The organism is Pelatocladus sp. BLCC-F211, from assembly GCF_041928655.1.
GTDB lineage: Bacteria > Cyanobacteriota > Cyanobacteriia > Cyanobacteriales > Nostocaceae > Pelatocladus.
Genome location: NZ_JBHFLM010000084.1, coordinates 1 through 13,987, shown reverse-complemented (window position 1 = coordinate 13,987; position 13,987 = coordinate 1). Strand labels below are relative to the sequence as shown.

The following is a 13,987-nucleotide window of genomic DNA, read 5'->3' as shown; positions in this document are numbered from 1 at the left end:
ATCATTCTCTGTAGGTTGTACTACCAACAACATTAGGGTCGTTATAACGAGTTGGTTCATGACGCTTTCTACCAGCCAAACCAGCTAAACCTAATAAACCGAGTAATCCCAACCAACCCCAATCAAAACCCCTGTCTTCATAAACTCCGGTATTTGGTGCAGAGGTGTTAGTAACTGTGGGGTCGGTATTTGTAGTTTGTGCTTGTGCGGGTATGGTTAAGGGTAAAATTGACATGCCCAAAGTAAGGACACTAGCGCCAACGATTTTGGTGAGGTTATTTTTCATGATTCACATTTCCCCTGATTTGTTGCAAAGTTATTCACCACTTTATCGGGCCACTATCACAACAAAATCAATCCATAGCTGTAAACTAAAAACAATTTAAACTCTTGCTTAAGATATATAAGACGCGGTCATTCTTAAAAAAGCTAGGATAGAACTAATATCTAGTTAGGCATACTATAGTGGTTTAATAGCCTTTTATATATTTATGAGGCAGCCTCAAGGATTTTTTAGTCATTATTTAGCTAAGTAAAATTTTCAATGAGTGATAAGAGCGACGGTTATAAAGTTATTAGTGACAATCGGCAAGCCCGTTATTTGTACGATATTCTCGAAACCTACGAAGCTGGAATTCAGTTGACAGGGACTGAGGTGAAATCAATCCGTGCAGGTAGGGTAAATCTTCAAGATGGCTATGCTTTGCTCCGCAATGGAGAAGCGTGGCTGATCAATGTACATATTTCGCCTTATACTGCGAGTGGACAGTATTTTAACCATGAACCACGACGCACACGCAAACTACTGCTGCATCGCCAAGAAATTCGCAAGTTAATTGGTAAGGTAGAACAGCAAGGTTTGACTTTGGTTCCTCTGAAAATGTATTTCAAACGCGGTTGGGTGAAAGTTAGCATTGCCCTTGTTAAAGGTAAGAAGCTGCATGATAAACGAGAGGATATGAAAAAACGTCAAGATCAACGCGAAATGCAACGAGCAATGAAAAATTATTAAAAAGTCATTTGTCATTTGTCATTTGTCATTTGTCCTTCATGCAAAGCTAGTAAATCATGACCAATAACTAATGACCAATGACTATTGACTATTGACCATTGACTACCAATTATATTTTTCTTGTTCAGAATCTTGGTTAAATAATCCTAGTATGGGGCCGAGAATCGCTCCCACTAAAAAACCACCAGCATGGGCCCAGTAGGCAATACCTCCGTTTTCCATACCAATATTAGTGGGTGTTTCGAGGCTAGCAATACCGTAGAAAGCTTGTTCGATAAACCAAAATCCGAGAAAAAAGTATGCTGGTACACGGAAGGTGGGGAAGAAAAATCCCAAGGGAACGACGCCGAGGACTTCTGCTTGAGGAAAGCGGATGATATATGCTCCCAAAACCCCAGCGATCGCACCACTTGCACCTAATGAGGGGATAACAGAATTTTGGGAAAAGTACCACTGAGCTAATGTTGCTAGAACGCCACTAGCTAAATAGAAAAATAAATATTTAATATGACCTAATTTATCTTCGACGTTATTACCAAAAATCCATAGGAACAACATGTTACCACCAAGGTGTAGCAAACCTCCATGCAAAAATTGGGCAGTAATTAACGTTATCCACTCTGGTACGGGCTGATTTACAGAAATACCTGCAAAACTAGCTGTCAGTTCTCGTGGTACTACTGCAAATAAGTGAAAAAACCCATCTAAATATTGGGGAGGAAGGCTTGATTCATAAAGAAATGCTAGAACGTTTGCAGCAATTAGCCCATAAGTCACATAGGGCGTAATTTTTGTTGGATTATTATCTCTAATTGGAACCACAGGCTTTTTTCTTACTTTTTCAAAACTCAACTACACGATACCTGAGTTGTTAAGTATTTAGGATTTACCTCTGGATGGATTTAGAAGATGTTCTGAAGATATTTGTGAACGAGATAGAGATTATGCATGTCTGAGCAACAACTAATACTTATGTATTACATTTAAAATTAGAGAAAATATTTATTCGCTTCGATCTGTATATTGTTTTTTATTCAAGTTTTTATGGGGACTATATTTATATATGATCTCTAAAAATTACTTAATTTATTACTATCTACTGATAATTTGTTAAGAGATGTAAATTTATTTACATCTAATGATACAAATTCTGGAGTGTATGTTTTTTACAAAGTAACTTTATCTAACAATAGTTCTCACTGATGGTAGATATAATTTGTAATTCAACCTTTGGGGAGTGATTAGCTGTTATTGCTGTCATAGTATGAAACATAAGAGTACTATTATTATTATTTGTATTCACTGATAGTGATCATAGAAGCAAACTTATTAGTAAAAAATGCTAGGGGTGTACAGTCCATGCCCTTGACGATCCTTGTAGTGGATGACGATCCTGGCACTCGTCTGTCTATCAGCGATTATCTTGAATTATCTGGCTACTCGGTAATTGTTGCTGATGACGGTCAAGAGGCTTTAACAAAGGTGGAAGAGTACCATCCTGATTTGATGGTTACTGATATTGTCATGCCACGAATGAATGGTTATGAACTGGTACGCCAAGTGCGCCAACAATCTGCATTTCGTTTGCTACCAGTAATTTTATTGACAGCGCGGACAAAAACACAGGAAAGAATTCTCGGTTATCAATCTGGATGTGATTTGTACTTGCCTAAACCTTTTGAATTAGAAGAGTTGGGAGCAGCTATTCGTAATTTATTGGCGCGATCGCAAATTATTCAATCTGCATACCGTCTTTCTGAGATCGAAAATACCAATCCTTTAGATACTAACGGCTCACAGTTAACTCACATTCAAAAATCTCAGTGGTTTTCAGAATTAACTTCCAGAGAACAAGAAGTTTTAGAACTTCTGACTCATGGTCTTTCTAATGCTGACATGGGTCAAAAGTTACACCTGAGTCCTCGAACTATAGAAAAGTACGTTAGTAGTTTGTTAAGAAAAACAGGCACTAACAACAGAGCCGAATTAGTACGTTTTGCGATGAAGCATGGTCTCGTAGAATGAGGTGTGAGAGAAACAAGGGAGACAAGCAGGACAAGGGAGATGGGGAAAATAACTAACGATAATTGACACTTTACCCTTGACTATTGACTATTGACCACTATTAAAAAAATATTTATAGGTTGTGAATTTTATACAAGTTAATAAATAATTATCTGTATCAAAGTAATTATTTTTGTTGGGTTGCGATCGCTCTAATCACCAAAAGCTAGTTGAGACTCTATTCGATCGATAGCTGCTCGCCAAACATCATATCCATTTTCGTTGAGATGTAATCCATCTGTGGTTAAATCTTCTCGCAAATTACCTTCAAAATCTGCAAACCACTTGTAGAGATTGAGATAATTTACTCCTTCTTTTTGGGCAATTAAAGCAAGTTGATGATTAATAGCGCGAATGCGGTTATTAGAAATATTAGACCAGCGGCTTGGCAAGATAGATTGCACAATAATCATACTATCTGGATGATTTTGTCGTAAGCGTTGCATAATCAAGCGAGAATTGTTTAAAATCGCTTCATCGCTTCTACCTTTGCGTAAGTCGTTAATCCCAACCATGACATAAATGACACTCGGTTTTGTTTTAGCAAAAGCCGATAATCTTTTTAAAACACCACTAGAAGTATCTCCAGAAATTCCCTGATTCAACCACAATTTTTCACTAGGAAGGATTTGTTTCGGAAACCACATACTTAAAGAATCGCCAACTAGAATACTCAAGCGATTTTTACCTTGACCTTTAGCCATTGCTTTAGCTTCCATCGCTAGCAAACTTTTCCAATCTTCATAAGTTAATTGATGCTTATATCCAGAATCCCATAATGTCTTCAATTCCTCGTCAGCTACACGTGTATAAATTTGACCAGCTTTCAAAGCAGCTAATCTATGATAATAAAGTTGATTTCCAGAAGTAGGCTTCCAAGCTGGTTTATAGCTCGGTGTTAAAAATGACTCTGTTGCTACAGGCAAATTCTGCTCGCTAAATTCTGGTGGAGAGGTTTCCAAAGTAGGGACTAATGTCTCACTTGCTACTGGCTGTAAGCTGTCTTGGTTTTTCCAATTTACTTGATGATCATCAGTATGCAAAATCGATTGCTCTGGTAAAGTCGATACTGGTACAACCAATCCTGTTACCAAACCTGCTGCTAACAAATACACATCCCTCATATCGTAGTTTCTCCCAATAGTTGCTCCTTTTCCCAAAAGCAGCGTTTTTTGGCTGGTATCAGGAAAATTCTTCATCAGCTAAATTATCACCTTTTACAGTATTTACACTGAATAAGTGTAATTAGCTAGCTTGTGAGATTAGTTTTTACAATATCTTTAATGACTTTATCTAGTGTTAATAAGGTCTAATTAAATACTTTATATATAAAAAATACTAGAGTTTTTACTAGGTTAGCAAGCAACTTTCACTATTTCAGAGCAATAGCCTTGTCTTACACCCCTACACCCCATACCCACTGAATAAATCAGAAAAGTGTCAAGTCTCAAACCGATAACGGCTGCCGATAATATAATCTTCACTCATTTCAAACGAAATCCATCGCCTTTGCCAAGTTTCAGCCACAAAACCTGTTGTATTAGAACCTGCAAACGGGTCTAAAACCAGATCATCTTCATCGGTTAAAAATTTGATAAAAAATTCTGCAAAACCCTGGGGAAAACGCGCAGGATGGGGTTGTATTCCCACCGCTTTACACCGACGTAGGTATGCACTGTTAGATTCAGTATTCGCAATTTCTAACAAATTAGGTGGTATTGCACCCTGATTATCCTTTTGAAAACGATGAGAAATATCATGTCCACTAGGACGCATTTTCGCTTTATAGCCATTTTTGAGTAACTGCTTCATACTCTCACTGTATGGCTTTAAAACTTTTCTATTATCTGCTTTTGGATGAGGCGTTTTCGATAACCACCAAACTACATTGACTGAATCTTTAACACGAATGCGTCTAATTGTTACCCACTCAGCTGGGGTAGGTAGTCGCGCCGGATTATAGTGATAAAATTCTTGGGCAAGGAAAAAGCCGACTTCTTTACACAGCCTGACTAATAATTCATATTGGTAAATACTTCGTACGGGATTACCAGGTAGATAAGCACCACCTAAATCCAACACAAATGAGCCATTATCTGTAAGTACTCGTTTAAATTCATCAGCGAAAGGTAGAAACCATTCAATATATTTTTCAGCGCTTTGATTACCGTATTCTTTTTGACGAGTTAGTGCAAATGGGGGTGAAGTCAAGATTAAATTAATACTGCTATCTTGAATAGATTTAATTAGTTCTTGGCTATCTCCCAGATATACTGCGCCATATTTTTGAGAGTAATAAGGTGTAAATTTGATTGCTTGTTTTGGTGTTATTTGTTCTTGCGTCAAGAGAATTTATATTTATAACTAATTTTTTTAGCAAATTCTGATTTGACCCCTGTTTATAATCAAGAGGGGATCTCACCCAGAAAATATGGCGTCAATGAAAATCTACCACTTTTTATAGGGAAGAAATTTTCCAGACATGATCACTTTGACGCGATCGCCTTTGGGGTCTTCTTCTTTTTCAATATCTAAAGTAAAATCGATTGCGCTCATTATCCCATCACCAAACTTTTCGTGAATCACCGCCTTCATTGGCATTCCATACACCTGCATAATTTCGTAAAAACGGTAAATCAGAGGATCTGTTGGTACAATTGGCCCTAATCCTTTTACAGGATATTCTGTTAATTCTTCCACATAACTTTCATCAAGTCCTAATGCTTCAATTAATTGTTTCGCCTCTGAGTGGGAAGCACTAGCTTGACGATAGATGACAGCTGCAATCCATACTTCATCACGTCCCAAAATCTTCTCTAAATCTGTAAAGCTTAGTCCTTTGTCTTTTTTTGCTGCTAACAGCTTTTGAGTAATTTCGGGAATAGACATATAAAGTCTCCTGTAGTGAATTGACTTTCTATATAAGTTATCACTAACTTACCTTTCTGATTCACTGAGGTACGGGCGACGGATTCGCGTCTGCATTTCATCTGCAACAACAAGACAACCTTTCAGGGTTTCCAATGGTTGCTCATTTATAACACGAGATAGTATTTCTAGGACTGCTTGACGACTACGGTTACGCGAACGCACTAGCAATATACCTGGATGAGTGCCTGGTGGAAAGCGTCGAACATCCGAGAAATCTAAGTCAAGAGTAATAAAAAAGCGTCCTTCAGCACATACCTGCTGCCAAACAATCTCGTCTTCTGCGCCAGATAAACCTTCATCAGTTACGCGATCGCATTCGTAACCAGCTTGCTGCAATAACTCAACATGGGTTTTAGCCATGTTCTCATCAAGTTTGACTGGTATACTCATCGCAGTGGCAGCAATTCCTCTTCTCTGGTTAATTGTGCAGCATAAGCAATAGCAGACCTAATATCTTCTAAAGTCAGTGGCGGATATTCCTGAACAATTTCCTCAAATGTCAGTCCTTCGGCAAGATTATCAAGGATGACTGATACCATGATGCGTGTATCTTTGATGCAAGGCTTGCCGTGACATACTTGGGGATTGATGCTGATGCGTTCTTGCCAGTGTTGCATGATTTTGACTATTTATTAATAAGGTTAATTTTAGGCGATCGCTCTTTTTTTATATTCAAAACAGGAAGTACAATTAAATACTCTTATTTTCATTGTGTTACTTTTTTACTAAAAAAATTAAGTATTTTTTAGTTTATCTCTTATGTTTAGACAGAAAACTTAAAAATTCTTGTACTACTTCCCTTGGTTGGTGGTAAATTAAGGCCTGAACCCAAGTTCTATGTAATTTCTCTAATAATTCTGAATCAGATAAATTAGACATCTAATAATTAATTTTAAGAGACCATTTATAAAGTAAATCTTAAGTAGGGGAGGCAAAAAGCGGCGTAGATGTTCCTCCTGCTTTATTGCCGTTGTGTTACAGCTTCACTATCACACACCGCCATCTAAATAGTGCGTTAGGTGCTTTTAGTGAATTAAGAGTTACAAAAAATCCCCCACCTTTCAGCAGGGGATTTTTTTATTACCTATCAAAACTAGTAGCCGAACTAACCGAACTTACCAGCCGTCGAGGCAATCAGGAATGCTGCGTAGGTTAGGACGTAGCCCACAGCGAAATGAACTAAACCAACCAAACGAGCTTGAACGATAGACAAAGCAACGGGCTTGTCTTTCCAGCGAACCAGGTTCGCAATTGGAGTACGTTCGTGGGCCCAAACAAGAGTTTCGATCAACTCTTGCCAGTAACCTCTCCAGGAGATGAGGAACATGAAACCGGTTGCCCAAACTAGGTGTCCGAAGAGGAACATCCAAGCCCAAACAGACAGGTTGTTCATGCCGTAGGGGTTGTAACCGTTGATCAACTGAGCGGAGTTAGCCCACAGATAATCACGGAACCAGCCCATTAAATAAGTGGAAGATTCGTTGAACTGAGCAACGTTACCTTGCCAAATACCTAGATGCTTCCAGTGCCAGTAGAATGTTACCCAACCTACTGTGTTTAATGCCCAGAAAGTAGCTAGATAGAAGGAGTCCCAACCGGAAATGTCGCAAGTACCGCCACGACCAGGACCGTCACAAGGGAAGGCATAACCGAAGTCCTTTTTATCGGGCATCAGTTTAGATCCACGAGCATCCAAAGCACCTTTAACTAGTATCAGTACTGTGGTGTGGATCGCCAGAGCAAAGGCATGGTGTACTAGGAAGTCACCAGGGCCAATTGTTAGGAACAAAGAGTTAGTGCCAGAGTTAATTGCATCCAGCCAACCGGACAACCAAACGTTGCCGTAGTTGGGATAAGCGGTGTAAGCAATGCTATCTGGGTTGGACAACAGAACGTTAAGTCCGTACAGCACTTTACCGTGAGAAGCTTGGATAAATTGAGCAAACACAGGCTCAATCAAAATTTGCTTTTCAGGTGTGCCAAAAGCAACTACTACGTCGTTGTGAACATACAGACCCAAGGTGTGGAAGCCCAAGAATAGGGATACCCAGCTGAGGTGAGAGATGATCGCTTCTTTGTGCTTCAGAACACGTTCAAGGACGTTGCCCTTGTTTTGTTCGGGATCGTAGTCACGTACCCAGAAGATGGCACCGTGAGCGAAAGCACCGAGCATCAAGAATATAGCAATGTACTGGTGGTGAGTGTACAGCGCTGCCTGAGTTGTGTAGTCCCTAGCAATAAATGCGTAAGGAGGCAGGGAGTACATGTGCTGCGCTACCAGGGAGGTGATTACACCCAAGCAAGCCAGGTGCCAACCCAATTGGAAGTGCAGAGAGTTGTTGTAAGTTTCGTAAATGCCTTGGTGAGGCATGTTGAAGGGGCCTTCAACGGGCTTACCGAAGAAGGTTTTGGCATCCATCATTTCTTTGATGCTGTGACCGATGCCAAAGTTGGTGCGGTACATGTGACCAGCAACAATAAACAGAACTGCGATCGCCAAGTGGTGGTGAGCCATATCAGTCAACCACAGCGATTCAGTCTGGGGATGGAAACCACCCAAGAAAGTTAGAATGGCAGTCCCAGCGCCTTGGGAAGTACCAAACACATGACTGGCGGTGTCAGGGTTTTCCGCGTAAACACCCCAGTTGCCAGTGAAGAAGGGTTGCAAGCCTGCTGGATGAGGTAAGGTGCTGAGGAAGTTATCCCAGCCTACGTGCTGTCCGCGAGATTCGGGGATCGCAACGTGGACTAAGTGACCAGTCCAAGCTAATGAACTTACACCAAATAGACCTGCCAAGTGGTGGTTAAGACGAGACTCAGCCATCTTAAACCAAGCGAGGCTTGGACGGAACTTGGGTTGTAAGTGCAGCCAACCAGCAAACAAGAACACAGATGCCAACAACAACAGGAAAATGGAACCCATGTACAGGTCGCCATTTGTCCGCATACCAATGGTGTACCACCAGTGGTAAACACCAGAGTAAGCAATATTTACAGGGTTGCTAGCACCAGCTTGAGTAAAAGCTTCTATAGCTGGTTTACCAAAGTGGGGGTCCCAAATCGCGTGAGCAATGGGACGGATATGAAGAGGGTCTTTAATCCACTGTTCAAAGTTACCTTGCCAGGCCACGTGGAATAAGAGGCTGGAAGCCCACAGGAAAATGATTGCCAGATGACCGAAGTGAGTAGCGAAAATCTTTTGGTAAAGATTTTCTTCGGTCATGCCATCATGGCTTTCAAAATCATTTCCCATAGCCATCGCATACCAGATCCGACGTGTAGTCGGGTCTTGTGCGAGATCCTGGCTAAATTTTGGAAATTTTGTTGCCATAGCTTTTGATAAGTCCTCTGACTTTTAGCCATCACGTATCAGCTTTGTTAGTTGTTAGTTGTTAGTTGTTAGTTGTTAGCTACTTAGTATTGGTTGCTGAATTACCAACAATCAACAAATAACCAAGTTCTACTAACCCCCAACTACTAACTACTAACTCTTCTGGCTGATTGCTAACCTACTGAAAGAATGTGTGCATGGAAGAATGCCCAGGTGGTGGCAATTCCTCCTAATAGGTAGTGAGCGACACCAACAGCCCGACCTTGAATAATGCTCAGAGCGCGGGGTTGAATTGCTGGTGCTACTTTCAGTTTATTATGCGCCCAAACAATGGACTCAATTAGTTCTTGCCAGTAGCCACGACCACTGAACAGGAACATTAAACTGAATGCCCAAATGAAGTGTGCGCCCAAGAACATCAATCCATAAGCAGACAGGGCGCTGCCATAGGAGTTGATGACTTGTGTAGCTTGCGCCCATAAGAAGTCACGCAACCAGCCATTGATGGTAATGGCACTCTGGGCAAAGTTGCCACCGGTGATGTGAGACACGTTACCAGCTGCGTCTACTGTTCCCCAAACGTCAGACTGCATCTTCCAGCTAAAGTGGAAAATCACAATCGAGATGGAGTTGTACATCCAGAACAAACCAAGGAATACGTGGTCCCAACCAGATACTTGGCAGGTGCCGCCACGACCGGGTCCATCACAAGGGAAGCGGAAGCCCAAGTTTGCTTTGTCTGGAATTAGACGAGAACTGCGGGCAAACAATACGCCCTTGAGCAGAATGAGGACTGTAACGTGGATGGTGAAGGCGTGAATGTGGTGAACCAAGAAATCGGCTGTACCCAAAGCAATGGGCATCATTGCGATTTTTCCGCCTACAGCCACGATACCGCCGCCAAAGGCATAACTAACAGGTTGAAGCGCGTTGGGTGCAGTTGCACCAGGAGCTAGGGTGTGCAGGTTTTGCACCCACTGAGCAAATACGGGCTGCAACTGAATTGCAGTATCAGAGAACATGTCTTGGGGACGTCCCAAGGCACGCATTGTGTCGTTGTGAATGTAGAGTCCAAAGCTATGGAAGCCAAGGAATATACATACCCAGTTCAAGTGAGAGATGATTGCATCTCGGTGGCGAATTACCCGATCCAAAACGTTGTTTTGGTTCACTACTGGGTCGTAATCGCGCACCATGAAGATGGCTGCGTGGGCAGCACCACCAACAATCAAGAAGCCGCCAATCCACATGTGGTGGGTGAATATGCACAGCTGGGTGGCGTAATCTGTCGCCAAGTACGGATACGGAGGCATCGCGTACATGTGGTGTGCCACGATGATGGTCAGCGAACCCAAGAAGGCAAGGTTAGTTCCTAATTGAGCGTGCCAAGAGGTGGTCATGTTTTCATAGAGACCCTTGTGACCTTCGCCGGTGAAGGGACCTTTGTGGTTTTCGAGGATCTCTTTGAGGCTGTGACCGATACCCCAGTTGGTACGATATTGATGACCAGCAATGATGAATAGTACTGCGATCGCCAAGTGGTGATGGGCAATATCTGTCATCCACAAGCCACCTGTAACTGGGTTCAAACCTCCCTTGAAGGTGAGGAAGTCTGAATATACGCCCCAATTCAAGGTGAAAAACGGTGCCAGACCCTTAGCAAAACTGGGATACAGACCTATCAAGTTCGCTGAGTTCAGGATGAACTCGTGGGGCAAGGGTATATCCTTGACAGCGACTCCTGCATCTAACAGCTTGTTGATGGGCGCGGATACGTGGATCAAGTGTCCAGCCCAGCCCAAGGAACCACAACCTAGCAGTACTTGCAAGTGGTGATTCAGCATCGACTCAGCATTCTGGAACCATTCCAACTTGGGAGCGCGCTTGTGGTAGTGGAACCAGCCAGCAAACAAGAGTAAGCCTGCTAATACCAGACCACCGATCGCAGTGCAGTACAGTTGGAACGAGTTGGTAATACCCCAACCACGCCAAATTTGGAACAAGCCAGAAGTAATTTGAATACCGTGGAAGCCGCCGCCGACATCCCCGTTCAAAATATCTTGACCAACGATTGGCCAAACGACTTGAGCACTAGGTTTGACGTTGAGAGGGTCGCTTAACCAAGCTTCGTAATTGGAAAAACGAGCGCCGTGGAAAATCATCCCGCTCAACCACAAAGTCACTACGGCTAAGTGACCGAAGTGTGCTGCGAATATCTTGCGGGAAATTTCTTCTAAATCGCTTGTATGAGTATCAAAATCGTGGGCGAGTGCGTGCAGGTTCCAAATCCATGTGGTGGTTTTGGGACCTTTGGCTAGAGTTCTGTCGAAGTGTCCTGGTTTAGCCCAACGATCAAATGAAGTGGGTACCGGGTCATTATCAACTATGACTCTTGCCTTTTTTTCCTCTCGCTCCGGAGGACTTATTGTCATTCGACCTCCTCTCTTAAAAAGGACTGAGGAATCATGGTTACCACAGGGCGGCCTTCTGGGCTTTTGTAAACCTTAGTCGCATTCTCCATTAATTTTCTGGATCAGCGATGAAGACTTTAATGTGGAGAGTGGTTTCTGTTGAATTATAAAGTCTTATCTCGCACATTGTTGGAGACATTTTAACAATAATTCAAAATCCTTGGAGTAATTGCGTAATCTGCTTCCTGAGTTCAAAGCACTTGTCCAAAAGTCAATAGTTTCTCCATATATTTTACAAAGGGAAACAATTCGCAAAGTTTATAGTTAAATTTCGATTAGTCCACTCTATATTTTAGTTACAACATTATTGCCAGATCAGACTATTTCTGTTAGAGGCACTACTAAAAGATGGTTAAATTCCTATTAAGAAAAATAGTTATGTTTATTACATAAGATTAATTTATGCTGTCATAAGCAAATTAAAATTTAGATTTTTCTGGCAAGACCTAACACAGATTTCATCTTTTGGCTCATTTTTTGAGTGGATAGTTTGAGCAAAAATAATCTGTCAGTTGTTAATGAGTAAATAAAAAACATGAACTCGTGGCGGACGACGGCTGTAACTCTCCTAAAATCGCTCATCATTTTTGTACTAGTGTTGAGTTTGACGAGCTGTGGTGAAAAAGTTGTTAGCCAAGAACCATCTGGTAGCTTGCAACCAAAGCTAGAAATTTCAACGAAGCAATTCTCAGAAGTTGCCCCACCGACTGTGATCCAAGAACTACGAAATACTACTATCTTATACAGACCGCAAGTATCAATTGTTTCACCTCAATCAGATGAAATCCTTCAAGACAACACAGTCACAGTCCGTTTTCAGGTCAAGGATCTTCCCATTTATAAAGATCCAAAATTCAATTTAGGCCCTCATCTGGAAGTAATTCTGGACAACCAACCTGAAATAGCAGTTTATGACCTGAATCAACCCCTAGTCTTGTCTGACTTACCTCCAGGTACTCATACTCTACGTGTTTTTGCCTCTCGTCCTTGGCACGAAAGCTATAAGAATGAAGGTGCTTACACCCAAACAACATTTCATGTTTTCACAAAGAGTGACAATAATAATCCTGATCCAGCATTACCCTTGTTAACTTACAACAGTCCTGATGGTAACTATGGGGCAGAACCGATTTTACTGGACTTTTATTTAACTAATGCGCCCTTACATCTGCTGGTTAAAGACAATCCTGATAATTTATTTGCAGATTGGCGTATTCGTTGCACAATTAATGGTGAAAGCTTTGTTCTTGATCGCTGGCAAGCTGTTTATCTCAAAGGCTTTAAACCAGGTAAAAACTGGGTCAAACTAGAGTTTCTCGATAGCCAAGGTAACACTGTCAAAAATGAATTCAACAGCACAGTCAGGTTGATCACCTACGAACCTAAAGGAAAAGACACTCTTGCTCAAATTTTCAGAGGACAACTCTCAGCAGATCAAGTTCGCACAATTGTAGATCCAAACTACACAGTAAAAACACCAACTGCTGAACCGACACCAGAAATATTACCTGAACAAGAAAAGCTTGTTGTTCCTGAATTAGAACCGACACCTACCCCTAGTGTCACGCCTACCGTTGAAACTACACCGGAAGCACAACCTCAACAAGAGAAACAACCTGTTCCGGAGACACAACCGACACCAACTGTTACACCAACTGTTGAATCGACACCAGAAATAGCACCCAAACAAGAAAAACCGATTCCAGAAAAAGAACCTACACCTACTCCCAGCGTCACACCAACTGTTGAATCTACGCCAGAACCTGTTCCGCAAACACAATCCCAGAAACCAAGATTTGGTGGCTTTTTTAGACGTCGTGCAAGCAAAGTACCCACTCCACAACCAACTGTGGAAGCATCTCCGGAGGTGACTCCACCGACATTACCAGAGATAACTATTGAGTCGCCAGCATCAGAAACACCAGAACAGCAAGAGCAGGAAACTTCAACTTCTGTACAAAATGATTAAAAAATAGTTTGTAGTAAGTGCTTTAGGCTTCTAAAATTTAAGGACTAAAATCCTTACTACAAACCATAGTAAGCTGTTCCACATTTAGTTTGCAATAGCAGCATTTCCTTTATTTTTTACTTTTCGTCCCCATTGAATTATTAGTTCTCCCTGATTTAACAATCTATCCAGTAAATTCTTTAACTCATCTACTGATTTAAATAACCGAT

The 13,987-nt window shown here is 41.5% G+C and carries 12 protein-coding genes; 3 read left to right on the top strand and 9 right to left on the bottom strand.

From position 1 onward, the window contains the following. Window position 1 precedes the first annotated feature (1 nt). Complete coding sequence (locus ACE1AT_RS10335; RefSeq protein WP_374867909.1) at window positions 2-286, bottom strand: WGxxGxxG family protein; 285 nt, start codon at window positions 284-286, stop codon at window positions 2-4. A 258-nt stretch (window positions 287-544) separates the two neighbouring features. Between ACE1AT_RS10335 and smpB the strand changes: the two genes are divergently transcribed. After that, window positions 545-1,012: an SsrA-binding protein SmpB gene (smpB, locus tag ACE1AT_RS10330; protein WP_374867907.1), complete on the top strand. Its 468-nt coding sequence runs from the start codon at window positions 545-547 to the stop codon at window positions 1,010-1,012. Between the two features lie 102 nt (window positions 1,013-1,114). On the opposite strand, the gene ACE1AT_RS10325 is transcribed toward smpB, so the two are convergent. Then, window positions 1,115-1,834, bottom strand: coding sequence for a rhomboid family intramembrane serine protease (locus tag ACE1AT_RS10325; RefSeq protein WP_374867905.1), 720 nt, complete (start codon window positions 1,832-1,834; stop codon window positions 1,115-1,117). 537 nt (window positions 1,835-2,371) lie between these two features. Between ACE1AT_RS10325 and ACE1AT_RS10320 the strand changes: the two genes are divergently transcribed. After that, window positions 2,372-3,037: a response regulator transcription factor gene (locus ACE1AT_RS10320; RefSeq protein ID WP_374867903.1), complete on the top strand. Its 666-nt coding sequence runs from the start codon at window positions 2,372-2,374 to the stop codon at window positions 3,035-3,037. Between the two features lie 191 nt (window positions 3,038-3,228). Here the strand turns inward: ACE1AT_RS10320 and ACE1AT_RS10315 are convergent, their stop codons facing one another. The 7 genes from ACE1AT_RS10315 to psaA form a co-directional block, all read right to left on the bottom strand. Beyond that, window positions 3,229-4,200 (bottom strand): GDSL-type esterase/lipase family protein, encoded by a 972-nt coding sequence (locus ACE1AT_RS10315; RefSeq protein ID WP_374867946.1) that lies wholly within the window; start codon window positions 4,198-4,200, stop codon window positions 3,229-3,231. Window positions 4,201-4,516: 316 nt separating this feature from the next. After that, window positions 4,517-5,422 carry a DNA-methyltransferase gene (locus ACE1AT_RS10310; RefSeq protein ID WP_374867901.1) on the bottom strand — a complete coding sequence of 302 codons (906 nt, stop codon included), beginning with the start codon at window positions 5,420-5,422 and terminating at the stop codon, window positions 4,517-4,519. Between the two features lie 102 nt (window positions 5,423-5,524). Continuing rightward, window positions 5,525-5,965, bottom strand: coding sequence for a cyanase (cynS, locus tag ACE1AT_RS10305; protein WP_374867899.1), 441 nt, complete (start codon window positions 5,963-5,965; stop codon window positions 5,525-5,527). Window positions 5,966-6,013: 48 nt separating this feature from the next. Further along, window positions 6,014-6,397 (bottom strand): DUF5615 family PIN-like protein, encoded by a 384-nt coding sequence (locus tag ACE1AT_RS10300; protein WP_374867897.1) that lies wholly within the window; start codon window positions 6,395-6,397, stop codon window positions 6,014-6,016. Continuing rightward, entirely contained in the window at window positions 6,394-6,624 is a 231-nt protein-coding gene (locus ACE1AT_RS10295; RefSeq protein WP_374867895.1) for a DUF433 domain-containing protein, read from the bottom strand. Before ACE1AT_RS10295 ends, ACE1AT_RS10300 begins: the two co-directional genes overlap by 4 nt. Window positions 6,625-7,112: 488 nt before the next feature. Beyond that, window positions 7,113-9,338: a photosystem I core protein PsaB gene (gene psaB / locus ACE1AT_RS10290; protein WP_374867893.1), complete on the bottom strand. Its 2,226-nt coding sequence runs from the start codon at window positions 9,336-9,338 to the stop codon at window positions 7,113-7,115. Window positions 9,339-9,511: 173 nt separating this feature from the next. Beyond that, entirely contained in the window at window positions 9,512-11,770 is a 2,259-nt protein-coding gene (gene psaA, locus ACE1AT_RS10285) for a photosystem I core protein PsaA (RefSeq protein WP_374867891.1), read from the bottom strand. A gap of 574 nt (window positions 11,771-12,344) precedes the next feature. On the opposite strand from psaA, the gene ACE1AT_RS10280 reads away from it, so the two are divergent. Next, on the top strand, window positions 12,345-13,778 hold the full coding sequence (locus ACE1AT_RS10280) for a hypothetical protein (RefSeq protein ID WP_374867889.1): 1,434 nt from the start codon (window positions 12,345-12,347) through the stop codon (window positions 13,776-13,778). The last annotated feature ends 209 nt before the right edge of the window (window positions 13,779-13,987 follow it).